Consider the following 23,673-nt stretch of genomic DNA (forward strand, 5'->3'; position numbering starts at 1 on the left):
CGCGGGCCTGACCAGGCCCGGGTCTCGCCCCGGCGGCCCACGCACCCGACCAGGCCCGGCGGCTCGTATGCCGCGGGCGGGCCCAGCCTCCGCCGGGCAGCTCGCGGGAAGGCTGCGGGCAGCCCGCGGCCTGCGAACTTGAGCAGACCTGGCGGCTCGCGACCCCGAGCACGCTCGGCTGCCGTCCGACGGCTCGCGGGAAGGCCCGGCGACTCGGATACCCGAGGAAGCGCCTCGGTCTGGCAACTCGCGGATCCGGCCAGGCCCGGATCTCGGCACCTCGGCTCGTGTGCCAGGACAAGCGCCTCCGTCCGGCGGCTCGCGGGCAGGACCGTCGGCTCGCGGATCCGAGCAGGCCCGGACACCGGCCCGTCAGCACGCGGATCCGGGTGGGCGCCTTGGGCCAGCGAATCGCGGGCCGGCCCGGCGGCTCACGCCCCTGGGCAGGTACGGCCCTCGCGCCGCGGCTCGCGTCCCCGGGCAGGAAGCGCCTCCGCCCGGCGTCTCATGGGCCGGGCCCGGCAAGCCCGGTGGCTGGTGCGTGTCATGGCTTCGGGGCGGCTCGCCAGACGTGGTTGCTCGCCGCGGGGCGGGGTGGGCGCGAGCAGATGTGCCGTGCGCGGGGCATGCGAGAGAGCGGAGGGGCGGGGTGGGGGCGGGGGCGGGGCCCCGGAGGGGCATGGAGGCGCGGTTGCCGGGCTGGGTGCCGATCAAGGCGATCAAGGTGATCAGGGTGATCGGGAGTGGCATTGCCGAGGAGCACTGGGAGTGGGAGGGCGCGCCGGAGGTTATGGGCAGGGTCACCCGTCGGGGGTGGGACTGGCTGGCTGTGCATGGGCGGGATACAGCGTGGGGCGGGGTGGCGTACTGCGTCCTGTGGTCGATCGTGGTCGGCGTTCGTCGCGTTCCTTGGGTGGCTGATATCCCACGGTTCACCTGGGCGTTTGCGCGATTGGTGAGCTGTGGTCGGGGCGACGGCGTACACAGGGATGGGGGGGCGGCGCGGCCGTCGGGATCGGTACAGGTTGACGCTATGTGGGTGGATTTCGAGCGATATGCACGGTAGTGGACGAATTAAGGTCGTCCGGACCGGTATCGAAAAGGTCGCTCTTGTGTAGCACTTGTGTCCCCATGCGGCGCCTGGGGCTGATTTTACTGAGGCAGGTATGGACAATGGGGAATGAACGTGCGAAGCCGGATAGGGGTTTCGCAGGGGGAGTCTGAGTCTGAATTTCTCTCGGGGGAGATGACGTGCGGAAGATACTGGCCATAGCGCTGGCAGCAGTGGCGTGCAGCGCCTCACTGACCGTGACCACCGCTGCGGAGGCGGCAGCCGCCGAGCGGCCGCCTCAGTGTGTGAAGGTGCGGAAGTACCTCAACAAGGGCAGCTCTCGGTACGTCCGCCTGACGAATCTGTGCGGCCGGCGCATCGCGTGCTTCACCATCGTCGTCCCCCATCACAAGGACCGGCACGGCCAGCTTTCCAAGGGCGACACCAAGGAATTCCGCTACGGCACGACGCGGACGCCGCGGGCGCTGTATGTGAAGAACACGACCTGCTGAGTGGCCTGCCGGGCCGGGTGGATCACCGGGCGGATCGGGCGTCGCGTACAGCGATGCCGTCCAGGACCATCGAGAGGTACTGGCGGGCGATCTCCTCGGGGCTGTGCAGGCCGCCCGGCCGGTACCAGCTCGCCGCGACCCAGACGGTGTCGCGGACGAAGCGATAGGTGAGCCGGATGTCGAGGTCGGCGCGGAAGACTCCGTCGGTCACGCCTCGTTCCAGGGTTCCCAGCCAGGCCTTTTCGAATTTCTGCTGGGAGTCGGCGAGGTAGGCGAAGCGGGGCTGGGCAGCCAGGTGCCTGGCCTCTTTCTGATAGATGGCGACGGCCGCGCGGTGCCGGTCGATCTCCCGGAAGGACTCCGTGACCAGGGCCTCGATGGTCTCGCGCGGGCCGAGCCGCGCGGCGAGCACTGCGTCGTAGCCGTCCCATAGTTCGGTCAGGAAGGTGGAGAGGATCTCGTCCAGCATCGATTCCTTGGAATCGAAGTGGTAGTAGAGGCTGCCCGCGAGGATGCCGACCTCGTCCGCGATCCGGCGGACGGTGGTGGCGTTGTAGCCCTGTGCGGCGAAGACCTCGGCCGCGGTGTTGAGCAGTTCGCGGCGGCGCTCCGGGGAGGCATTCGCGGGGGTCGTCTTCTTCTTGGCGGCTGGCACCCGGCCATTGTCGCTCTCAAGCGTGCGGCGCATATCGGCGGGCGGACGCAGACGCAGTACGTTTCGGCGGGCGGATGCAGCGCGAAGCCTCCTCCGTCCACCCCGAGCCCTCCGTCTCACCCCGAGCCTTCGGTGCACCCTGAGCCCTTCGGGCCGAGGACGTCGGGCTCCCGAGCGGGATAGTTTTACTAGTAAAACACCTGTTAATCTTCTCGGTATGGGGAAGCACGCCAGGCCTGCGGGGAAGCGCGGGGAGAGAGGGAGCGCTGGGCCTACGGGCGTGGTGCGTGCACGGCCGTTGCCGTTCAGGAGCACTGTTCGGCTGCGCCGCCCGGTCGATATCTGGCACAAGCCGGCACTCAGCGCGGTCGTTGCCATGGCGATTCCCGACCTCACGCTGTTCGCCCTCGGCCGGCTGGATCTGATCCTCTACACCTCGGCCGGGGCGATGTGTGCCCTGTACGCGCACGGTCTGCCGTACGGCGCCCGCGCCCGCACCCTGTGCTGGATCGTGCTCGGCATGGTGGCGAGTCTGGGTGTGGCGCTGACCGCTGCCTCGTTGATCGCCTCGGCCGCAGTGCTCGTGGTACTCGCCTCGCTGCTCGCCGCCGTCCACAAGATGGTCTGCGATGCGACGCGTATCGGTCCGCCGGGGAACCTCATCCTGACGTTTATCGCTGCGTCGGCGTTCTTCGTGCCGCAGCGCCTGGGGCAGGTGCCGTTGCATATGGCGCTGGCGCTCGGCGCCGGTGTGCTCGCGTGGCTGGTGTGCATGGCGCCGGCACTGGTCCGTCCGCACGGCCCGGAGCGGATCGCGACCGCCCGCGCGCTGGAGGCCGCGGCCGCGCTGCTGCGTACGGAAGCGGGGGCGGGCGCTGCGCGGGGGGCCGGGGTGGCGCACGTCCGGCATGCCGCCGCGACCGCTGTGAACGCAGCCTGGCACACGTTGTCCCTGGTCCCGGCAGCCCGGACCCCGGAGAAGGCCGCGGCACGGGCCGGGCTCGAACGGCTGTTGGTGCGGGCGGAGGCGGTGCTGGGCGGCAGCGATGCGGTGCCGAGCGGCACAGATGCGGTGCCTAGCTGCAGCGATGCGGTGCCGAGCTGCAGCGATGGGGTGGCGGTCGGCGGAGGTCAGGAGTCCGGCCCCGTCGCCGTCTGCGCCGACGTCACCACCAGCACCGGGTCCGGGGGCGGATCCAGTGCCGGATCCAGTGCCGGACCCGGTATCCGTGCCGATTGCGGCAGAAGCGCTGCCGAGGGCGAAGCCGTCGTCGATCTGCTCCTCCTCTGGGCTCGTGAGCTGCGCGGCGGGCGGCCCCTGCCGCAGGTTGCCGGGGCCCCGGCCGCTCGTCCGGGGTGGTCCGCTCCCGGGCACGGGCATCCGAGCGGGATGCGTGCGGTGGTCGCCCGGCTGGCGCCGGGGTCGCCGTTGCTGCCCATCGGTGCGCGGGTCGCCGCCGGATGTGTGCTGGCGGGCTGGGTCTCGATGGCGGTCGGGGTCGGGCATCCGTACTGGGCCGTGGTGACCGCGGCCTCGATCTACCAGGCGAACACCACTCTCTCCTGGCAGCGTGCACTGCAGCGCACCCTCGGCAATCTGCTCGGTCTGCTGCTCTTCACCGCGCTGCTGCCGCTGATCCACACCGGGCAGCTCGCGATGATCGTGCTGGCGCTGGGCTTCCAGCTCGGGGCGGAGGCGTGCATCACCCGCAACTACTGGCTGGGCTCCGTATGCGTCACGCCGATGGCGCTGCTGCTGACGGAGTTCGGCAGTCATCTGCCGGCCGCGACCCTGATCACGGACCGCTGGATCGACACCGTGGTGGGCGCCGCGGTGGGCCTGGCCTGCTGTGTCGTGGTCACCAACCGGCGGGCGGCGGACCGTATCGACGTCGCGCTGGAGCGGCTGGCGGAGGCGGAGACCGCCGCGGTCCGGCTGCTCACGGCGGGGGCGGCGCCCGGGGCGGACGACGCCCGGGAGACGTACCAGGCGCGTGACCGGCTGGCCGGCTGTCTGGTCGAGCTGCGGGAGGCCGTGGAGGTGGCGGCCGGCGAGTGGTGGCAGCGCACCGTCCCGGAGGAGCGGATCGCCATCGCCGAGCAACAAGGTCACCGTGCGCTGGCCGGGCTCGTCCGGCGGCTCTCGGCACCGGCGCTGGCCGCCTGACCCGTACGCCCGCCCGCGCGGCGGACGGCGCCGCCCGGCAGGCACAATGAAGTCCTGTCCAAGCGATCAGATCAGAGAGGTCCCGTCCAAGCGATCAGGAGCCCAGTGCTCGGAGGCCCAGTGCTCAGGTGCCCAGTGCTCGGGGGCTCGGTGCCCAGTGCTCAGGTGCTCATGTGCTCAGGCGCCGGACGGGTTGTTGCGCCGTCCGCCGCGGCGGCGCCCCGATCGCCCGGACTGGACTGGACTGGACCGGACCGGACCGAGCGGGCGTACGGCATGGCCGAGAGGAGAGTGCGGGTGACCGAGGACATCGTCGCAGGGGTGCTGCGCCAGTGGCAGCAGGTGCACCCCGGGCTGGACACCGGCCCGATGGCGGTGATCGGGCGGCTCAACCGCTGTTCCGCTCTGCTGCAGCAGGCGGCTGATGCGCCGCTGCGGCGGGCCGGACTCACCCGGCCCGAGTTCGACATCCTCGGCACTCTGCGCCGGATGGACCGTGAGCTGACCCCCGGCCGGGTCGCCCGCGAGACCTTCGCCTCCGGTGCGGCGGTGACCAAGCGCGTACGGCAGCTGGAGGAGCGGGGGCTGATCGCCCGGCGGCCCGACGACCGGGACCGCCGTGTCGCGCACCTCTCGCTCACCGATGAGGGTCGCGAAACCATCGACCGGCTGCTGCCCGAACAGCTGAGGTACGAGGCGGCGCTGCTCGACGGCATCGGTGATCAGCGGCAGGAAGAACTCTCCGCGGCGCTGGGCGAGTTGCTCGTCGTGTTGGAGGGGCGGCTCGGCAGTCTCATGGAGTGAGAGGGCAAGGGTGGGAGTCACGGCTCCAGATGCACCCGCCTCACCATTCCAGCCTCAGTCCATTCCAGCCTCAGTCGCACCGCCTCACCGTCCCAGTCCCAGTCGCGCGATCCGGCCCCGCTCGCCCGCTGCCCAGCAGCCCAGGTCGGGGGCGCAGTCGACGGTGTCGTACGAGCCCTGGTCGAACGGGTGCCAGGTGCGGCCGCCGTCGAGGGTGAGGTCGCTGCCGGACGGGCCGACCGCCAGGGCGAGCCGCCGGAAGTGCGGGAGCCAGGCGGCGCCGGAGCGGTACGCCTTCGGGGGTGCGGTGGACGGGGTCCAGCTGGCGCCGGCGTCGTCACTGAGGGCGGCGGCGCGGGGCGAGGGCTGGTCGGGGCGGAAGTCGCCGCCGACCGCGAGGCCGTGGGCCCGGTCGCGGAAGGCGAGGGCGAAGACGCCGCGCGCCGGGTCGCCCGCCGGAAGGGGGGCGTCGGTGACCGACCAGGTGCGCCCGCGGTCGGCCGTGTGCAGGACGCGGGCGGTGGCGCCGCCGCCGGTCGCGATCCAGGCGTCGCGGCTGCCGGCGGAGACCAGGCACTGGCCGCTGGCGGCGAACGCGGCCTCGCCGTTCTGCGCCGGGGGCATGCCGTCCGACGGCAGTACGCGCCAAGTGCGGCCGCCGTCCCCGGTGGACAGGATGCGGTACCTGCCGTCCACGGGGTCGCTGAGCGCGATGCCGTGCCGCTGGTCGAAGAAGGTCAGGCAGTCGTAGAAGGCGCGTGGGTCGGTGTTGCGGAAGCTTTCGGTCCAGGTGGCGCCGGCGTCGTCGGTGCGGAAGACGCGTGAGGCCTCTCCCTCACCGATGGCGAGGACGACCGCGCGGCGCGCATCGAACGCCTCGATGTCGCGGAACTCCAGCGCCTCCGCGCCGGGCGGGGAGATGTCGCTCCAGCGCTTGCCGCCGTCGTGGGTGCGCAGCACGGTGCCGCCGGTGCCGGCGACCCAGGCGGTGCTACGGCTGACGGCCGCCAGACCGCGGAAGCGGGCGGTACTGCCGCTGTCCTTGAGCTGCCAGCCGACACTGATGCCTTGGGAGTCTCGGCTGACACCCATGTCTGGGGAGTGCGGACCAACACCGACGCCAATGTCTGGGGAACGCGGACCGACACCGACACCTTGGGAACGCGGACCGACACCGACGTCTGGGGCCTGCCGGTCGGCGGCGACCAGCCCCCCATCGACGCCGAGGGGTCGGCTGGAGCCGTCCACCCCCGACGGTCCAGGCGCTACGGCCACCACGGATGCCACCGCCGCCGCCACCGCCATCACCGCCACCGCCGTGACGGCCACCCGGTGCACGGCCCGAGGCCTGAGCGGAAGCCCGCTCGTGGTCCTGTCCCAGTGCAACCCGCTGTGCAACAAGCGCCGCATTCGCCCCACCCCGCTCGTGTTGTCCGCTGGAAGCTAGTCCAGCGCGGCGACCCCGTCCAGGCCATCGGGCCGCCATCCGGCCGCCACCGAGGGCAAGTTGACGGACGGGCATCCTTCTTGACGGGCCGTCACCACCACTGGTGCCGCGTGAATGACGCGATATGGCCGTCCATAGGCGCACATTCGGCTTCCCCCGTGACGCAGGTCACGCGGGAATCCATGGGAATTCATGGGAATCCAATGCACCTGAGGCAATGACCTGGCCGTCCTAGTGGTTGTCACCCCAGGGATCCGCATCGATTACAAGGGAGCCGGCGATGTCCAGCGTCATCGACCAAGCCGTTTCGGCCCGTCTCATCGCGACCGCTCCCCGGTCGCGGGTGATTCCGGCGAACCTGCGTTACGACCGCGCCGACCCGTTCGCGGTGCGCTTGGTCTTTCCGCCTGCCGCGTCCCTGGACGGTGCGGAGGTGACCTGGATGTTCGGGCGGGAGCTGCTGGAGGAGGGCCTGTACGGGCCGGCCGGGGCCGGCGATGTGCAGATCTGGCCGGGCGACCCGGCCGGTGAGCGCGACGCCGTCGTGGTGGAGCTCCATACCGTCGGCGGGATGGCGGTGGTGCAGTTCGACATGCGGGATCTGCGGAGCTTCCTGATCCGGTCGTACGAGATCGTCCCGAAGGGCGACGAGGCACAGCATCTGGACGTCGAGGCCGACCTCGCCGCCCTCCTGCGGGAGGCATAGGCCGCTCCGCTAGTCGCCGGGCTCCACACCCGGCGCCCCACCCAAATCCCCCCTCCGAGCCGCATCCACCCCCCGAGCCACGTCCGCCCCCCGACCCGGAGCCGCCGCCCGCGCCGTCGCCGTCGCCGCCCGCGCCGTCGCCGCCGCCCCCGGTGCGAAGAGGTTCGCCAGGTGCAGGTCCAGCAGCCGCAGCGCGGTCTGCGGCTCGTGTACTTCGAGCAGGACGTAGGTGGCGAGTCCGTCGGCGACGCTGATCAGCAGCATCGCCTCGTCCTCGGTGGCGCGCTCCGGGGGCAGCTCGCCCCGTTCCGCGGCCCGGCGGAGCTGGTCGGCGAAGAAGGCGCGGAGCTGGGGAATGCCGTTGCGGGCCTCGGCGCGCAGGGTCGCGTCGTGTACGGCGCGGGCGTAGTAGGCGGCGCCGACGAGCAGGCCGATGCGGCTCTTGTCGTCCAGCGGCAGCATGCCCGTCAGACAGGCGCGCAGCACCTCGCGCGGGGTCGGCTCGTCGGTGAGCGCCTCGATCCGCTCGCGGATGCGGAGGGCGGCGAGCTCGTTGATGTGCCGTAGGGCGAAGACCAGCATCTCGTCCCTGGTGCGGAAGTAGTGCTGGAGCCGGCCGAGCGAGATGCCGGCCTCCGCGGCGACATCGCGCAGGCTCGCGGCGTCGAGGCCGCGGCTGCCCGTGATCCGCCAGAGCGCCTCGGAGATCTCCCGGCGCCTGGCTTCGTGATCGACCTTCTTCGGCACGGACGAGACCTTCCTATCGGGCTGCGCGACCACTGTTCACCGTGCGCGGTTCCTCGCGCATGGCCCTGTTTTCGGGGCCTCTGCCGGTTTTTACAAGTCGCTTGTACCGTTATAACGTATCGCTACTCAATACGCTTGACTTGGAAAACGGTGACTCCCTCATGCCCGAGCACGCCGCCCCGCTCCTGCGCCCACCCCGCCACCGCGTCGATCCCCGGGCCCGCAGCTGGTGGACCCTGCAGGCCCTGCTGACGCTCAGCGGCCCGATGCTGCTCACCGCCCTCGTCATGGCGGTGCTGTCCCTGCTGTTCTTCCCCGGTGCGCTGCCCTGGCTGGGGCCGCTGCTGCTGGTGGTGCTCGTACTGCCGGCGCTCTGCTATCTCGTGCTGATGCCACGGTGGCGGTACGCGGTGCACGCCTGGGAGCTGGGCGGCCGCGCGGTCTACGCCGCGGGCGGCTGGTTCTGGCAGAAGCGGCGGATCGCGCCGCTGTCCCGGGTGCAGACGGTGGACACGGTGCGCGGCCCGCTCCAGCGGCGCTACGGACTGGCGACGGTGACCGTCACCACCGCCTCGACCGCGGGCGACATCAAGATCGCGGGGCTCTCCGACGCCGACGCCGAGGAGCTGTCCCGGCTGATCGGCGAGGCCGCGCAGGACGTGCCGGGTGATGCCACATGAGCGCGCCACTGCCTCCCGAGGTGCCCGGCGTGTCCGGCGAGTACGGCGTGTCCGGCGGGTACGGCGAAGCCCTCGCCGTACCGGGCGCCGCCCCCTCCACCGCGCCCGAGTGGCGGCGGCTGGATCCGCGCACCCTTCTGGTGCACTGCGGCTGGATGGGCGCGCCGCTCGCTTCGATGGCGCTGACCGCGCTGGCCACCGGGGGCCGGATCACCGCCAGGGCCTGGATCACGCTGGCCGCCATCGCCGCCTCGTTCGCCGTCGTCACCGTGATCGGGCTGATCCGCTGGGCCCGTACGGAGTTCCGGGTCACCGCCGACACCCTCGACGTACGGAGCGGTCTGCTGAACCGGCGGCTGCGCAGTGTGCCGCTGCGCCGGATCCGCACCGTCGATCTGACGGCGTCGCCGCTGCACCGGCTGCTGGGCGTCACCGTGCTGCGGGCCGGCACGGCGGGCTCGGCGGACGGCGGCGGCGAGCTGTCCCTGGAGGCGCTCACGGTCGTTGAAGCGCACCGGCTGCGCGCGGAGTTGCTCGCCCGCGCGGACGCCGAGGGGGCCGCGAAGGACCCGGTGCTGGCCCGCATCAGCTGGCGCTGGCTGCGCTACGCACCGCTCACCTTCTGGGTCGTCGGCGGGGTGTTCGTGGTGGCCGGATCGGTCTACCGGGTGCTGGACGGCATCGGCATCGAGCCGTGGAAGATCGGCTTCGTCCGGGAGGCGTTCGCCGAGTTCGGCGCGAGCGCGCTGTGGCTGACGATCCCGGCGGCGCTGCTGGCCGTCCTCGCCCTCGGCTCGGCCGGCGCGGTCGCGCTGTACGTCGAGAACTGGTGGAACTACAGCCTGGAGTGGACCGACGCGCGCACACTGCGGGTCCGCCGGGGGCTGTTCACCACCCGCTCGGTCACCATCGAACGGGACCGGCTGCGCGGTGTGGTGCTGCGGGAGCCGCTGCTGCTGCGGGCCGGCGGAGGCGCGCTGGTCCGCGCGGTGGCCGGCGGACTGGGCAACCGCGAGGAGAACCGCAAGCGCAGCGGGCTGCTGCCGCCGGCGCCCCGCGCGGAGGCGCTGCGGGTGGCGAGCGGGACACTGCGCGCGCCGTTCCCCGGCAGCGTGTCACCGGCGCCGCTGGTGCCGCATCCGCGGGCCGCACTGCGCCGGCGCCGGGTGCGCGGTCTGCTGTGCGTGGTGCTGCCGGGCACCGCGGTCCTCGCGGGTCTCGGAGCGGCGTTCACGCCCGTACTGCTGCACGGTGCCTGGATCTACGCGGTGCTCAGCACGCCGATGGTGCTGTGGCTGGCCGGGGACGCGTACCGCAGTCTGGGGCACGCCGTCCAGGGGCCGTATCTGGTGGCGCGTTCGGGGACCTTCAGCCGTGACACCGTCGCCCTCCAGCGCACGGCGGTCGCCGCCTGGACGTTCTCGACCTCGCCGTTCACCCGCCGGTCGGGGCTGGTCACGCTCACCGCGGCGGTCGCGGCGGGCGAGGACGGCTACCGCGTCCGGGACCTCGCGGCCGGCGACGCGCCGGCGTTCGCCGCGGTGGCGGCGCCGGGGATCCTCGACGAGTTCCTGGTCCGGCCCGGTGAGCGGTGGCACGGAGGGGGGCAACTGCCGTAAGGGGTACGGACGGACGGGTGGCGACCGCTCAAGCCGCCCGCCAAACGTGAGGCACCTCACACGCCCGTCGTATGCACGGCGGGCGTGGGCACAGCGTCCTACTGGACGAGCCATTGCCCATGCCCGTGCCCACGCCCGGCAGCCATGAGGGAGCAGCGCGATGAACCCCGTCATCGACCAAGCCGTCCAGGTCCGCCTCCTCGCTGCCACCGCCGGCCCGCATGCGGTCCCCGCCGTACTGCACTACCAGCCGGCCGATCCGCTGGCGGTGCGGATGTCCTTCCCGCCGGAGATCTCGCTGGACGGCTCGGCGGTGGACTGGGCGTTCGCCCGCGAACTGCTGGACGAGGGGCTGCGGACACCGGCCGGGCGGGGCGATGTGCGGGTACGGCCGTGCGGCCCGGACCGCACGGTGATGGAGTTCCATGCGGACGAGGGCGTGGCGATGGTCCAGTTGAGGACCGCGGAGGTGCGGCGGTTCCTCGCCCGGTCCTATGCGGCCGTGCCCGCGGGCGACGAGGCGGCGTACCTGGGGCTGGAGCGCGGTCTGGCGGAGCTGTTCGGCGCGGCGTGAGGCACAGGCCGGGAAGCGCGAACGGGAAACACGAGCCGGGAAACACGAGGGAGCGGGTCCCCTGCGGGCCCGCTCCGTCGCTTCCCCTCCGCGGCAGCCGGACTCCTACCGCTTGGGGAACCCGAAGCCGTAGCCCTGCTGCTTCATCCACGGCAGCAGCCGGTCCAGCGACTCGACGGTCCGGGCGCGGTTGCCGCCGCCGTCGTGGAAGAGGACCGTCGGCCCGTTGGGGAGCTCCCCGCGCACCGTCGCCTCGATCATCTCGACGCTGCCGCCCTCGAAGTCCTTGCTGTCGACGTTCCAGCCCAGCGGGCGCATGCCGTGCTCGGCGGCGAGCTGCCGGCTGTAGGGCGTGAACGCGCCGCCGGGGGCGCGGTAGTACTCGACCGGCGCGCCGCCCGCCGCTTCCTCGATCATCTTCTGGGCGTCGAGTATCTGCTGGGACTGGTAGCCCTGCGGCTGGTGGTCCATGCCGGTGTTGTGGCTGGTGGTGTGGTCGCAGAGCTTGTGCCCCGCGGCCACCACCTGCTTCACCAGGTCCGGATGGGCCTTCGCCTGCGGGCCGATCATGCAGAAGACCGCCTTGACGTCGTGCTTCTTCAGCACCTCCAGCACCTTCGGGGTCCAGACCGGGTCCGGCCCGTCGTCGATGGTGATGTTCAGGCTGCGGCCGGGGCGGTCCGAGGCGTGCACGATGGACGGGTCGACCGGTGTGATCCGGGGCGCCCGCTTGGGCTGTTGCTGCGCGGAGCCGGGGCTGTCCGCCTCGGCCTCGGAGGCCCCTGGCTGGGCGAAGGCCAGCGCGCCCGCCACCGCCAGCGACACCACTGCCGCCGCGGCCACTCCGATGATCCCGCCCTCGATGCCGAAGCGCCGTGCCATGCCGATCCCGTCCCTCATACCGTGCCGGTGTCCGTGTCGGACGGCGACGGGCGGTGCCTCGGCCCGTCGCCTTCCACCACGACAGATGCGCCCCGGGCCGGGCAGGCTGCTCCTGTTACGGATCCATCATGAAAGTTATTGATACTGAACCCATGCCACGTGTACTTCTGATCGAGGACGATGCCGCCGTACGGGACGGAGTGACCCTCGCGCTACGGCGGCGCGGCCATGAAGTGGCGGCCGCGGCCAGCGGCGAGGAGGGCCTGGCGACCCTGCCGGTCTTCCGCCCCGACATCGTGCTGCTGGATCTGATGCTCCCCGGGAAGGACGGCTTCCAGGTCTGCCGGCTGATCCGGGCCGAGCGGCAGCTGCCGATCATCATGCTCACGGCACGTGGCGACGATCTGGACGTGGTGCTCGGGTTGGAGGCGGGGGCCGACGACTACATCGTCAAGCCGGCCCGCGGTGAGGTCCTCGAAGCGCGCATCCGCGCCGTGCTGCGCCGTACCGCGCTGCCCGCGGACGGTGCGCCTGCCGCCCCGGAACCGGGCCCCGCCCCGGTCGAGACCTACGGCGAACTGGCCATCGACCGGGCCGGGCTGGTCGTCGCCAAGGGCGGCCAGGACCTGGCGCTGGCTCCTTCGGAGATGAAGCTGCTGCTGTTCCTGTCCGCCACCCCCGGGCAGGTCTTCAGCCGGCAGCAGCTGCTGGAGCATGTGTGGGAGCACAGCTACCACGGCGACGCGCGGCTGGTCGACGCCTGTGTCATGCGGCTGCGGACGAAGATAGAGGACACCCCGCGCAGCCCCCGTTACGTCCAGACCGTGCGCGGCTTCGGTTACCGCTTCGGGCCCCTGTGAACCGCCTCGGCCGCCGGGTGCCCTCCCGCACCCTGCTGCGCGGTCTGCGGGCCCGGCTCGTGGTGGCGTTCCTGGTGGTGGCCGTGATCAGCGCGCTGACGACCGCGCTGCTGACCTACCGCGAAGCCCGTAACGCGATCCTCCAGCGCTCCCAGGACATCGCCGTCAACGATCTGCGGGCGCAGGTCAATTCGCTGGCGCCGGAGCTCACGGTGCCGCCCGCCCAGGCGGACCTGGACAACTTCCGGGTCCAGCTGGAGCGCTCCGGAAAGTCCCGCGAATGGGACATTTCCGTGCACTATCGCGGTGTCCCGGACAGTGAGGAGGGCGGGCTGCGGCGCAGCGTGACGGTCCCGGCCGACCTCAAGGCGACGGTCGAGAAGCGCCATGTGCCCGCGTTCCAGCGCATCGACCGGGCCGGTGACCCCTGGCTGCTGATCGGGATGCCGGTCCGGCAGTCCGACGGCGAGGCCTCCGCGCTGTCCGTCTACGCCCAGCTGCCGCTGAACGCCGAGGAGTCCAATGTCGAGGCGCTGGTGAGCGCCGCACAGCGGGGCGCGCTGCCGGTGCTCATCCTCGCCGTGATCCCGGCGCTGCTCGCCGCGCGCGGGGTGCTGCGGCCCGTACGGGGTCTGCGGCAGGCCGCCGGACGGATCGCCGAGGGAAAGCTGGACACCCGGCTGGAGGTCAAGGGCGCCGACGAGCTCGCCGATCTGTCCCGTAGCTTCAACGACATGGCGGCCCGGCTGGAGGAGAGCATGGCCGAGCTGCGCCGCCTGGAGGCCAACTCCCGGCGGTTCGCCGCCGACGTCTCGCACGAGCTGCGCACGCCGCTGGCGGCGATGACCGCGGTCACCGACGTGCTCGACGAGGACGCCGAGTCGCTCGACCCCGACACCGCCTCCGCGGTCCGGCTGATCAGCCAGGAGACCGGCAAGCTGGCGCGGATGGTGGAGGACCTGATGGAGGTCTCGCGGTTCGACGCGGGCGCCGCCGCGCTCCATCCGGACGAGGTCGACGTCGCCGAGACCATCCGCAAGACGCTGCAGGCCAGGGCCTGGCAGAAGCGGGTGACGGCGGACCTGCCGGCGGATGTGCGGGCCCGGGTCGACCCGCGGCGGCTCGATGTGGTCGTCGCCAATCTGGTCGGCAATGCGCTGCACCACGGCGGCGAGCCGGTCCGGGTGGTGCTGCACGCCCCGGAGCCGGGCGCCGGCCGGCTGCTGATCGAGATCTCCGACAGTGGCCCCGGCATCGATCCGGAGGTCCTGCCGCATGTCTTCGAGCGCTTCTACAAGGCGGACTCCGCCCGCGCCCGCTCGGAGGGCAGCGGTCTGGGGCTGGCCATCGCGATGGAGAACGTACGGCTGCACGGCGGCACTCTGCGCGCCGCCAACTCCCCCGACGGGGGTGCGGTGTTCACGGTGGATCTGCCGCTGCGCCACACCGAGCCCGGCGAGACGGGCGAGACGGGCGAGACGGGCGAGACGGGCGCCGGGCGGACCGCCGGCGCCGGGAGAGAGAACGACGGATGAGCGCGACGAATGACCGAAACGCCCTGCGCGCAGTGCGGGTCCGGCGGCGGGTGCTGGGCGGTGTGATCACCGGCGCGCTCGCCTGTGCGCTGGCCGGTGTGCTGTCCGGTGCGCTGAGCGGCTGCGGTATCGCGCCCACCGATGTGATCGACGCCGGTGAGCCCGCCAGCGGTGTGAAGTCGCCGGGCCAGACGGTGGCCGATGTCCAGCTGTTCTTCTACGGGCCGTCCGGACTGCGCTCCGCGACCCGGCCGGCGAAGGCGCCGGTCGATCCGGAGCAGGCCATCCAGCTGCTGATGGAGGGGCCCAACCACGCCGAGCGGATGCGCGGCCTGTCGAGCGTGCTGCCGAAGTTCCCCGGCCCGCTCACCGCCGCCACCGGCCAGGGCACGGTCGTGATCACCCTGCCGATGAACGCCAAGCTGCTGGACTCCGCCTCGCTGAACCAGCTGGTGTGCACCGCGGCCAATGCCCGGGTGCCCGGGGACAAGCCGCCGGGGCAGGTCAGCGTGACCCTGGTGGGCGACACGGTCCGCGTCGGCCCCATGGTGTGCGGCGGCAACAACGCCTTCCCGGTGGTCCAGCCCACCCCCACGGGCGGGGGGCAGGGCAGCGGCACCGGCGAGGGGGACGACAGCAGCGTAGGCTGACAGCGCAGACCGAGCGGCCGCTTCCTGGGGAGATGCGATGACCGACCGCAAGCCACCTGGTGTCACCTTCGAGACCTGGGTCGACAAGCAGATCCGCGAGGCGGCCGAGCGCGGCGACTTCGCCGACCTCCCCGGGGCCGGCAAGCCGCTGCGCCACCTCGACCAGCCCTATGACGAGATGTGGTGGATCAAGGAGAAGATGAGCCGGGAGCACCTCTCCTATCTGCCGCCGAGCCTCGCCCTGCGCAAGGATGCTGAGGACGCGCTCAAGGCCGCGGCGGACGCGCCCACCGAGGCCGCGCTGCGCCGCATCCTGACGGCGGTCAACGAGCGGATCCGTGCCGCGCTGCGCACCCCGCTCGAAGGCCCCCCGCTGAACCTCATCCCGTTCGACATCGACGAGCAGGCCGCCAAGTGGCGGGAACGGCACGGCAGTTGAGCTGCACCGGACGGGCCGCCGTCACTCTCCCGCGGCCGACATCCGGACCCGCACGAACCGCGGCCGGTACAGCTCCACATCGCCGTTGACCCGGGGATCGGCCGGGACTCCGGGCGGCCCCAGCCAGTTGATGTCGTAACTGAGCAGCAGGCCCCCGTCCGCGGTGAATTCCGGGTGCGCCTGGGGGTTGTAGGCGGCGATGTGCTGCGGGTCGGGCGCGGGTGGGCGGGGCGGGGTGAGGCGGCCGGCCGGGCCGTGCCAGGGGCCCTGGGGGGAGCAGGACCAGTAGCCGGTGATCGTCCGCAGGGCGGCCGCGCCGCCTGCCCCGGTGTCCATGGTGAACAGCACCCAGGTCCCCCCGTCGTCCCGTACGACGGTGAAGGCGCTGCCCACGCCGCGCCGGCCGCCGTCCGCCAGCACCGGCCGGGCCCGCTCGGCCCGCCGCTGCCAGCGCGCACCGTCCCAGAACCGCCAGCCGCTCCGGTCCGTGAGCCGCCCGGCCGGGACCCGGGCGAGATAGGCGCTGGAGCCGGGGGCGGACGGCGGGTCGTCACCGCCGAAGACATAGGTCCAGCCGCCGTCCCGCACCGCCGCGGCACCGTACAGGACCCGCCGCCCCGGGTCCGTGGCGCCCGGGGCGACGGTCTCCTCGATGCCCTCCAGGCGCAGGTCGGGCAGCGAGAGCGTGGCGACCTCGGTGCTGCGCGGCACCCCGAAGATCCACGGCCCGGTCCCGGGCGCGCGGTTCCACAGCAGGACGCGGACGACCTGCTCGATCGCCCCGGGCCTGCGGGGCTCCACGCTCGCGTGGACGGGCCAGCGCCAGCCGCCGCCCGCCGGGTCGGGGAAGAACGGCCCGGGGGCGGCCGCGGTGCCGCCGGTCAGGGTGCGCTCCAGCCGGCCCGAACGGGACATCACCACGGCGGAGTTGTGCCGGAGGAAGGGGGTGCCGCCGCGGTCGGCGGTGCGCCAACCGTGGTTCTCCCCTTGGGGGTTGGGCGGTGGCTGGATCCGGTCGAGGAAGGTGTCGGAGAAGAGCCAGAGCGTACGGCCGTCGGGGAGGCGTACCGAGTGGGTGCCGTCGCCGCCGGTCCAGTCGTCCACCCGGGCGTTGTCCTCGCCATAACGGGCGAATTCGGCGGTATGCCGGGAATCTACGGTCCAGGAGGCGATCCGGCGCCCGGCGCAGTCCGCCGCGCGGTCCGGGGCGGACGTCCTCGGCAGGGCCCAGAGGAGCGTGGCGGCGGCCAGGAGCAGGGCGGCGGCGGCCGTGGTGCGGATCGTCGGCGCCTTGGACATCGCGCTCCTCGCTCGGGTGCCGCGCCCACCGTAGCGAACCGGTCACCCGCGCATAGATATGAACATCCATGAGAGGTCAACGAGTGCAACGTCACAGCTGGATCCCCTGCTCCGGCTAACGGTCGTTCGCCTAGCCTGCTGCTATGACCGCCGAGTCCCCCGAACTCCCCCTGGCTGCCGCCTTCCCGGATGCCGACCGAGCGCAGTGGCAGCGCCTCGTCGAAGGCGTGCTGCGCAAATCGGGCGTCACAGAGGCAACGGGCGCCGCCGCCGAGGACGCGCTCGCCACGGATCTCCAGGACGGGATCCGCATCCGCCCGCTCTACACCGCCGAGAACGGGCCGGCCGCCCCCGGCCACCCCGGGTTCCCGCCCTTCGTACGGGCCGGCCGCCCCGAGGGCACGACCGTCGCCGGGTGGGACGTACGTCAGCGCCACGTCCAGAGCGATCCGCGGCGCGCCAATGAGGCGGTGCTCGCCGACCTGGAGAACGGCGTCACCTCGGTCTGGCTGACCGTCGGGGACGGCGGGGTGCCGGTGGCCGGTCTCGAAGAGGCGCTCCGGGGTGTCTATCTGGACCTGGCCGCGGTCGTCCTGGACGCGGGGGCCGATTTCGCCCCGGCCGCCGAGGAGTTGCTGCGGCTGTACACCGCGTCGGGCGCGCCGCTGCGGGAGGCCGCCGGCGCTCTGGGCGCCGATCCGCTCGGCCTGCTGGCCCGTACGGGCGACGACAGCAAGCTCCGCGTCCAGCTGGAGGCGGCGGCCCGGCTGGCGCGGCGGTGCACCGACCAGGCGCCCGGGATGCGTGCGCTGTCGGTGGACGCACTCCCCTACCACGAGGCCGGCGGCTCGGCCGCCGAGGAGCTGGGGGCCTCGCTGGCCACCGGCGTCGCGTATCTGCGGCAGCTGACCGGCGACGGCCTCGGCGTCGACGACGCCTGCCGGCAGCTGGAGTTCCGCTATGCCGCGACCGCGGACCAGTTCCTGACCATCGCCAAGCTGCGCGCCGCCCGCCGGCTGTGGGCGCGGGTCGCCACGGTGTGCGGGGCCTCGCCCGGCGCGTCCGCGCAGCGCCAGCACGCGGTCACCTCCACGGTGATGATGACCCGTCGGGACCCGTGGGTGAACATGCTGCGCACCACGGTCGCCGGGCTGTCCGCCGGCGTGGGCGGCGCGGACGCGGTGACGGTGCTGCCGTTCGACGCGGCGCTGGGCCTGTCCGATGCCTTCGCCCGGCGGATCGCCCGCAACACCCAGTCGGTGCTGCTGGAGGAGTCGCATCTGTCGAAGGTGATCGACCCGGCGGGCGGCTCCTGGTACGTGGAGCAGCTCACCGACGAGCTGGCCCGTGCGGCCTGGGCGTTCTTCCAGGAGATCGAGGCGGCGGGCGGCCAGGCCGCGGCGCTGCGCTCCGGGATGCTCGGCGAGCGCCTCGCGCGCACCTGGGCGCGCCGCACCGAGGACCTGGCGCACCGCCGTGAACCGATCACCGGTGTCAGCGAGTTCCCGCACCTCGCCGAGCCGCCCGTGCAGCGCGAGCCGGCCCCCGCGCCGATCGGCGGAGGGCTGCCGCGGGTGCGCAGGGACGATGCGTACGAGCGGCTGCGGTCGCGCTCCGACGCGCACCTGGCGGCGACCGGGTCCCGCCCGAAGGTGTTCCTGGCCGCGCTGGGCCCCGTGGCGGCGCACACCGCCCGGGTGACCTTCGCGGCCAACCTCTTCCAGGCGGGCGGCGTCGAGACGGTGCAGGAGACCGTGGACGCCCACTCCGTGGCCGAGGCGTTCGCCCGCAGCGGCGCCCAGATCGCCTGTCTGTGCTCCGCCGACGCGGTGTACGCCGAGCAGGCGGCGCCGGTGGCACACGCGCTGAAGGCCGCCGGCGCGCTGCGGGTGCATCTGGCCGGCAAGCCCGGTGAGCGCCGGGAGGAATTCGCGGCTGCCGGGGTGGACGGTTTCGTCTTCGCGGGCTGCGACGCGGTCGAGGTGCTGTCCTCGGCCCTGGACGTCATGGAGGTGGCGTGATGGTGAACATCCCGGACTTCAGCGGGATCGAGCTGGAAGACCCCATCGAAGCAGCCGCCCCGGTCGACGCCGGACAGTGGGCCGAGGCCGTCCAGCAGGCCACCGGCAAGGGCGTCGAGGACCTGACCTGGGAGACGCCGGAGGGCATCGACGTCAAACCGCTGTACACCGAGGCGGACCTGGCGGGCCTGGACTTCCTGGGGACGTACCCGGGGGTCACGCCGTATCTGCGCGGTCCGTACCCGACGATGTACGTCAACCAGCCCTGGACGATCCGGCAGTACGCCGGCTTCTCCACCGCCGAGGAGTCCAACGCCTTCTACCGGCGCAATCTCGCGGCCGGCCAGAAGGGCCTGTCCGTCGCCTTCGACCTGCCCACGCACCGCGGTTACGACAGCGACCACCCGCGGGTCACCGGCGATGTCGGCATGGCGGGCGTCGCCATCGACTCGATCTACGACATGCGGCAGCTCTTCGAGGGCATTCCGCTGGACAAGATGACCGTGTCGATGACGATGAACGGCGCGGTGCTGCCCGTACTCGCCCTCTACATCGTGGCCGCCGAGGAGCAGGGCGTACCGCCCGAGAAGCTGGCCGGGACCATTCAGAACGACATCCTCAAGGAGTTCATGGTCCGCAACACCTACATCTACCCGCCGCAGCCCTCGATGCGGATCATCTCCGACATCTTCGCGTACACCTCGCAGAAGATGCCGCGCTACAACTCCATCTCGATCTCCGGCTACCACATCCAGGAGGCGGGCGCGACGGCCGACCTGGAGCTGGCCTACACCCTCGCCGACGGGGTGGAGTACCTGCGCGCGGGCATGGCGGCCGGGATGGACGTGGACTCCTTCGCCCCGCGCCTCTCCTTCTTCTGGGCGATCGGCATGAACTTCTTCATGGAGATCGCCAAGCTGCGCGCGGCCCGCCTGCTGTGGGCGCGCCTGGTCCAGCGCTTCGACCCGAAGAACCCCAAGTCCCTCTCCCTGCGCACCCATTCGCAGACCTCGGGCTGGTCGCTGACCGCGCAGGACGTCTTCAACAACGTCACCCGCACCTGCGTGGAGGCGATGGCCGCCACCCAGGGCCACACCCAGTCCCTGCACACCAACGCGCTGGACGAGGCGCTGGCCCTGCCCACGGACTTCTCCGCCCGCATCGCCCGCAACACCCAGCTCTTCCTCCAGCAGGAGTCGGGCACCTGCCGGGTCATCGACCCGTGGGGCGGCAGCGCATACGTCGAGAAGCTCACCCACGATCTGGCGCGGCGGGCCTGGCAGCACATCGAGGAGGTCGAGGCGGCCGGCGGGATGGCCAAGGCGATCGACGCGGGTATCCCGAAGCTGCGCGTGGAGGAGGCCGCGGCCCGTACCCAGGCCCGGATCGACTCGGGGCGGCAGGCGCTGATCGGGGTCAACAAGTACCGGGTGGAGACCGACGAGGAGATCGAGGTCCTCAAGGTCGACAACTCCGCGGTGCGCGCCCAGCAGATCGAGAAGCTCAAGCGGCTGCGGGCCGAGCGGGACGAGGCCGCCTGCCAGGACGCGCTGCGGGCGCTCACCGCGGCGGCGAAGGCCGGTCCCGGCACGGGACTTGAGGGCAATCTGCTGGCGCTGGCGGTGGACGCGGCCCGCGCGATGGCGACCGTCGGCGAGATCTCGGACGCACTGGAGTCGGTCTACGGGCGGCACTCCGGCCAGATCCGTACGATCTCCGGTGTGTACCGAGACGAAGCGGGCCCCTCCTCCGGTGTGGAGCGCACCCGGGCGCTGGTGGCCGAGTTCGAGCGCGCCGAGGGGCGCCGGCCGCGCATCCTGGTGGCCAAGATGGGCCAGGACGGCCATGACCGCGGCCAGAAGGTGATCGCCACGGCCTTCGCCGACCTGGGCTTCGACGTGGACGTCGGCCCGCTGTTCCAGACGCCGGCGGAGGTGGCCCGCCAGGCGGTCGAGGCGGATGTGCACATCGTCGGGGTGTCGTCGCTGGCGGCCGGGCATCTGACGCTGGTGCCCGCGCTGAAGGAGGCGCTGGCCGCTGAGGAGCGCGACGACATCACCATCGTGGTGGGCGGGGTGATCCCGCCGCAGGACGTACAGCCGCTGCGCGACATGGGCGCCGCCGCGGTCTTCCTGCCTGGCACGGTCATCCCCGAGGCCGCCCACGACCTGGTGCGGGACCTGGCGTCGGTCCTCGGCCACGAGCTGTAGAGCGGGGGGTCATGCCTGCGACGATCGATGTCGAACGGTACGCCGAGGGGGTCCGGGCGGGCTCCCGGGCCTGGATCGCCCGCGCCGTCACCCTCGTCGAGTCGACCCGGCCCGACCACCGGGCGGCAGCCCAGCGGCTGCTGGTCGAGCTGCTGCCGTACTCCGGTTCGGCGCGCCGGGTGGGCATCAGCGGGGTGCCGGGCGTCGGCAAGTCGACCTTCATCGATGCGCTCGGCACGCTGCTGACCGGCATGGGGCACCGGGTGGCGGTGCTCGCCGTCGACCCGTCCTCCAGCCGCACCGGCGGCTCCATCCTGGGCGACAAGACCCGGATGGAGCGGCTGGCGACCGACCCGGCGGCGTTCGTCCGGCCCTCCCCCACGTCCGGCACGCTGGGCGGCGTGGCGCGCGCGACCCGCGAGTCCATCGTCGTCATGGAGGCCGCCGGCTATGACGTCGTCCTGGTGGAGACGGTCGGCGTGGGACAGTCCGAGACGACCGTGGCCAATATGGTCGACACCTTCCTGCTGCTGACCCTGGCGCGCACCGGCGACCAGCTCCAGGGCATCAAGAAGGGCGTACTGGAGCTGGCCGACCTGGTCTCCGTCAACAAGGCCGACGGTCCGCACGAGAAGGACGCCCGCTCCGCGGCCCGCGAACTGGCCGGTGCGCTGCGGCTGCTGCAGCCGGCGGACGCGGCCTGGACGCCGCCCGTGCTGACCTGCAGCGCCCGCGAGGGCACCGGCCTGAAGGCCCTCTGGGAGCGCGTCGAGCAGCACCGCGCCCTCCTCGACTCCACCGGCGCGCTGGCCGAGCGCCGCCGTACCCAGCAGGTCGACTGGACCTGGTCGATGGTCCGCGAACGGCTCATCGACCGCCTCCAGGAACACCCGGAGGTCCGGCGGCTGGGCCCGGACGTCGAACGTGCGGTCCGCGAGGGCGAGATCACCGCGACGCTGGCGGCGGAGCGGCTGCTGGCGGCGTTCGGGCCGGCGGACGGTGCGCAGGCCTGACGACCGGCGGCGCGTCCTGATCGTGGCCTACGACGACGCGCAGATCCTCGACATCGCCTCGCCCAGCGGTGCTCTGGACATCGCCAACCGCTACGGCGCGGCTCCTGCGTACGCCATCGAGCTGGGCACCCTCGGCCGCCGTGCGGCCCGCAGTTCGGCCGGCATCGTGCTCGGGGCGGGGCGCGATCTGGCGGCGGTGACCGGAGCGCTGGACACGCTGATCGTCGTGGGCGGCGTCGGGTACGAGGGCGCGTCGGCCGACGAGCAACTGCTGGCCCAGGTACGGCGGCTGGCCGCACGCAGCCGCCGCATCGCCTCGGTGTGCACCGGCACCTACGTACTCGCCGCGGCCGGGCTGCTGGACCACCGGCGGGTGACCACGCACTGGGCGTACGGCGAGCAGCTCGCCCTGCGCCACCCCGCCGTGGCCGTCGACGTCGGGCCGCTCTACATCCGCGACGGCAATGTGTACACCTCCGCCGGGGTCACCAGCGCGCTCGACCTGACCCTGTCGCTGATCGAGGACGACCACGGGCCGACGCTGGCCCGCTCGGTCGCCCGGGAGCTGGTCTCCTACCTCCACCGCCCCGCCGACCAGGCGCAGATCAGCATGTTCCTGGCCGCCCCGCCGCCGGGCGACCGGCTGGTGCGGGACCTCGCCGGCCATATCGCCGGCCATCTCTCCGAGGATCTGACGCCGGCGGCGCTGGCGGCGCGGGCGGGAGTGAGCACCCGTCATCTGACCCGCCTGTTCTCCGCGCATCTCGGGACGACCCCGGCGCGTGCGGTGCGGGCGGCGCGCACGGAGGCGGCGGCGCATCTGGTGCGCTCCAGCGAGCTGTCGCTGGCCGTGATCGCCCGTCGCTGCGGCTTCCGGTCCGCGCAGACCCTGCGGCAGGCGTTCCTGGACCACTACGGCGTCAGCGGGGACAGGATTCGCAGGATGCCGGACATGCCGCGGGCACGCGGGGCGTCGGCGGCGCAGACTCCCTTGCCATGACGCATCCGACGACATCCGGCACCCCTTCGACCACCCGGCGCACGCTGCTCCGCGGGACCGTGGCCACCGCCGCGCTCGCCACCGCGGGCAGCACCCAGACCGGCGTCGCCCACGCCGAGCGGCCGCCCCGCCCGGGACCGGACATCGGCATCCTCCTCTACGACGGCTACAGCCTGCTCGACCCCACCGGGCCCGCGGAGGTGCTGTCGCGGTTGCCGGGCGCCAGGGTGACGATGATCGCCGAGCGGCGCGGTCCGGTCCGTACGGACACCGGGGACGTGGCGGTGCTCGCCGAGCGTGCGATCTCCGAGGTCGAGCACCTGGACGTCCTGCTGGTGCCGGGCGCGGGCAACCGCGGCACGACCGGGGCGATGCGCAACGAGGCGCTGCTGAGCTGGATCCGGCGGATCGACCGGCGCAGCCGCTGGACCACCTCCGTGTGCACCGGGTCGCTGGTGCTCGCCGCGGCGGGGCTGCTGGACGGCCGGCGGGCGACGACGTACTGGGCCTCCGCCGACTACCTGGAGTCCGAGTTCCCGGTGACCTACCTGCCCGAGCGCTATGTGCGGTCGGGGAAGATCATCACGGCGGCGGGGGTCTCGGCGGGCATCGACATGGCCCTCTACCTGGCCGCCCGGATCGCCGGGGACACCACGGCGAAGGCGATCCAACTGGCCGTCGAATACGACCCGCAGCCCCCTTTCGACTCCGGCAACGCGGCCGAAGCCGACCCCCGGCTCAGGGAACTGGCCCTGCGGCTGCTCGCCGAATCCCAGGAGTGACCGGATGCGTGCCACTCACC

Annotated in this window: 21 protein-coding genes; 16 read left to right on the forward strand and 5 right to left on the reverse strand. The window is 72.7% G+C overall.

What is annotated here, in order from left to right:
• Window positions 1-1,251 precede the first annotated feature (1,251 nt).
• Entirely contained in the window at window positions 1,252-1,563 is a 312-nt protein-coding gene (locus ACWD6P_RS26270) for a hypothetical protein (protein WP_451446617.1), read from the forward strand.
• A 22-nt stretch (window positions 1,564-1,585) separates the two neighbouring features.
• On the opposite strand, the gene ACWD6P_RS26275 is transcribed toward ACWD6P_RS26270, so the two are convergent.
• The gene (locus ACWD6P_RS26275) at window positions 1,586-2,218 is read right to left on the reverse strand and encodes a TetR/AcrR family transcriptional regulator (protein ID WP_451446618.1); all 633 of its coding nucleotides are present in this window, start codon (window positions 2,216-2,218) and stop codon (window positions 1,586-1,588) included.
• A 376-nt stretch (window positions 2,219-2,594) separates the two neighbouring features.
• On the opposite strand from ACWD6P_RS26275, the gene ACWD6P_RS26280 reads away from it, so the two are divergent.
• Both ACWD6P_RS26280 and ACWD6P_RS26285 read left to right on the forward strand, forming a co-directional pair.
• Window positions 2,595-4,385 carry an FUSC family protein gene (locus ACWD6P_RS26280; RefSeq protein WP_451446619.1) on the forward strand — a complete coding sequence of 597 codons (1,791 nt, stop codon included), beginning with the start codon at window positions 2,595-2,597 and terminating at the stop codon, window positions 4,383-4,385.
• A gap of 297 nt (window positions 4,386-4,682) precedes the next feature.
• Window positions 4,683-5,189 carry a MarR family winged helix-turn-helix transcriptional regulator gene (locus ACWD6P_RS26285; RefSeq protein WP_384432695.1) on the forward strand — a complete coding sequence of 169 codons (507 nt, stop codon included), beginning with the start codon at window positions 4,683-4,685 and terminating at the stop codon, window positions 5,187-5,189.
• Window positions 5,190-5,273: 84 nt separating this feature from the next.
• On the opposite strand, the gene ACWD6P_RS26290 is transcribed toward ACWD6P_RS26285, so the two are convergent.
• Complete coding sequence (locus ACWD6P_RS26290) at window positions 5,274-6,281, reverse strand: WD40/YVTN/BNR-like repeat-containing protein (protein ID WP_451446620.1); 1,008 nt, start codon at window positions 6,279-6,281, stop codon at window positions 5,274-5,276.
• Between the two features lie 635 nt (window positions 6,282-6,916).
• Between ACWD6P_RS26290 and ACWD6P_RS26295 the strand changes: the two genes are divergently transcribed.
• Window positions 6,917-7,342, forward strand: a complete 426-nt coding sequence (locus ACWD6P_RS26295; protein WP_451446621.1) for an SsgA family sporulation/cell division regulator — start codon at window positions 6,917-6,919, stop codon at window positions 7,340-7,342.
• A gap of 9 nt (window positions 7,343-7,351) precedes the next feature.
• On the opposite strand, the gene ACWD6P_RS26300 is transcribed toward ACWD6P_RS26295, so the two are convergent.
• Window positions 7,352-8,089 (reverse strand): TetR/AcrR family transcriptional regulator, encoded by a 738-nt coding sequence (locus tag ACWD6P_RS26300; RefSeq protein ID WP_451446622.1) that lies wholly within the window; start codon window positions 8,087-8,089, stop codon window positions 7,352-7,354.
• A gap of 161 nt (window positions 8,090-8,250) precedes the next feature.
• Between ACWD6P_RS26300 and ACWD6P_RS26305 the strand changes: the two genes are divergently transcribed.
• The 3 genes from ACWD6P_RS26305 (at window position 8,251) to ACWD6P_RS26315 (ending at window position 10,962) form a co-directional block, all read left to right on the forward strand.
• Entirely contained in the window at window positions 8,251-8,769 is a 519-nt protein-coding gene (locus ACWD6P_RS26305) for a PH domain-containing protein (RefSeq protein WP_451446623.1), read from the forward strand.
• On the forward strand, window positions 8,766-10,388 hold the full coding sequence (locus ACWD6P_RS26310; protein WP_451446624.1) for a PH domain-containing protein: 1,623 nt from the start codon (window positions 8,766-8,768) through the stop codon (window positions 10,386-10,388). Before ACWD6P_RS26305 ends, ACWD6P_RS26310 begins: the two co-directional genes overlap by 4 nt.
• Window positions 10,389-10,548: 160 nt before the next feature.
• On the forward strand, window positions 10,549-10,962 hold the full coding sequence (locus tag ACWD6P_RS26315) for an SsgA family sporulation/cell division regulator (RefSeq protein WP_451446625.1): 414 nt from the start codon (window positions 10,549-10,551) through the stop codon (window positions 10,960-10,962).
• Between the two features lie 105 nt (window positions 10,963-11,067).
• Here ACWD6P_RS26315 and ACWD6P_RS26320 read toward each other — a convergent pair whose 3' ends face one another.
• Complete coding sequence (locus tag ACWD6P_RS26320; protein WP_451446626.1) at window positions 11,068-11,844, reverse strand: polysaccharide deacetylase family protein; 777 nt, start codon at window positions 11,842-11,844, stop codon at window positions 11,068-11,070.
• Between the two features lie 152 nt (window positions 11,845-11,996).
• On the opposite strand from ACWD6P_RS26320, the gene ACWD6P_RS26325 reads away from it, so the two are divergent.
• From ACWD6P_RS26325 to ACWD6P_RS26340, 4 genes are read left to right on the forward strand one after another with little or no spacing between them, the layout of a single operon-like run.
• Complete coding sequence (locus ACWD6P_RS26325; protein WP_451446627.1) at window positions 11,997-12,704, forward strand: response regulator; 708 nt, start codon at window positions 11,997-11,999, stop codon at window positions 12,702-12,704.
• Window positions 12,701-14,239, forward strand: coding sequence for an ATP-binding protein (locus tag ACWD6P_RS26330; protein ID WP_451446628.1), 1,539 nt, complete (start codon window positions 12,701-12,703; stop codon window positions 14,237-14,239). The genes ACWD6P_RS26325 and ACWD6P_RS26330 overlap by 4 nt, the downstream gene beginning before the upstream one ends.
• Entirely contained in the window at window positions 14,236-14,889 is a 654-nt protein-coding gene (locus tag ACWD6P_RS26335; RefSeq protein ID WP_451446629.1) for a hypothetical protein, read from the forward strand. The genes ACWD6P_RS26330 and ACWD6P_RS26335 overlap by 4 nt, the downstream gene beginning before the upstream one ends.
• Before the next feature lie 37 nt (window positions 14,890-14,926).
• Window positions 14,927-15,328 carry a DnaJ family domain-containing protein gene (locus tag ACWD6P_RS26340; protein WP_451446630.1) on the forward strand — a complete coding sequence of 134 codons (402 nt, stop codon included), beginning with the start codon at window positions 14,927-14,929 and terminating at the stop codon, window positions 15,326-15,328.
• Window positions 15,329-15,349: 21 nt separating this feature from the next.
• Here ACWD6P_RS26340 and ACWD6P_RS26345 read toward each other — a convergent pair whose 3' ends face one another.
• Window positions 15,350-16,627 (reverse strand): DUF4185 domain-containing protein, encoded by a 1,278-nt coding sequence (locus ACWD6P_RS26345; RefSeq protein WP_451446631.1) that lies wholly within the window; start codon window positions 16,625-16,627, stop codon window positions 15,350-15,352.
• A gap of 143 nt (window positions 16,628-16,770) precedes the next feature.
• On the opposite strand from ACWD6P_RS26345, the gene mutA reads away from it, so the two are divergent.
• The 5 genes from mutA to ACWD6P_RS26370 are packed head-to-tail and all read left to right on the forward strand — an operon-like array spanning window position 16,771 to window position 23,653.
• Entirely contained in the window at window positions 16,771-18,648 is a 1,878-nt protein-coding gene (gene mutA / locus ACWD6P_RS26350) for a methylmalonyl-CoA mutase small subunit (RefSeq protein ID WP_451446632.1), read from the forward strand.
• Window positions 18,648-20,858 carry a methylmalonyl-CoA mutase gene (scpA, locus tag ACWD6P_RS26355; protein ID WP_451446633.1) on the forward strand — a complete coding sequence of 737 codons (2,211 nt, stop codon included), beginning with the start codon at window positions 18,648-18,650 and terminating at the stop codon, window positions 20,856-20,858. The genes mutA and scpA overlap by 1 nt, the downstream gene beginning before the upstream one ends.
• An 11-nt stretch (window positions 20,859-20,869) precedes the next feature.
• Window positions 20,870-21,871 carry a methylmalonyl Co-A mutase-associated GTPase MeaB gene (gene meaB / locus ACWD6P_RS26360; RefSeq protein ID WP_451446634.1) on the forward strand — a complete coding sequence of 334 codons (1,002 nt, stop codon included), beginning with the start codon at window positions 20,870-20,872 and terminating at the stop codon, window positions 21,869-21,871.
• Entirely contained in the window at window positions 21,858-22,871 is a 1,014-nt protein-coding gene (locus tag ACWD6P_RS26365; protein ID WP_451446635.1) for a GlxA family transcriptional regulator, read from the forward strand. Before meaB ends, ACWD6P_RS26365 begins: the two co-directional genes overlap by 14 nt.
• Window positions 22,868-23,653, forward strand: a complete 786-nt coding sequence (locus ACWD6P_RS26370) for a DJ-1/PfpI family protein (protein ID WP_451446636.1) — start codon at window positions 22,868-22,870, stop codon at window positions 23,651-23,653. The genes ACWD6P_RS26365 and ACWD6P_RS26370 overlap by 4 nt, the downstream gene beginning before the upstream one ends.
• Window positions 23,654-23,673: the final 20 nt, after the last annotated feature.

Source organism: Streptomyces sp. NPDC002446 (genome assembly GCF_053595675.1).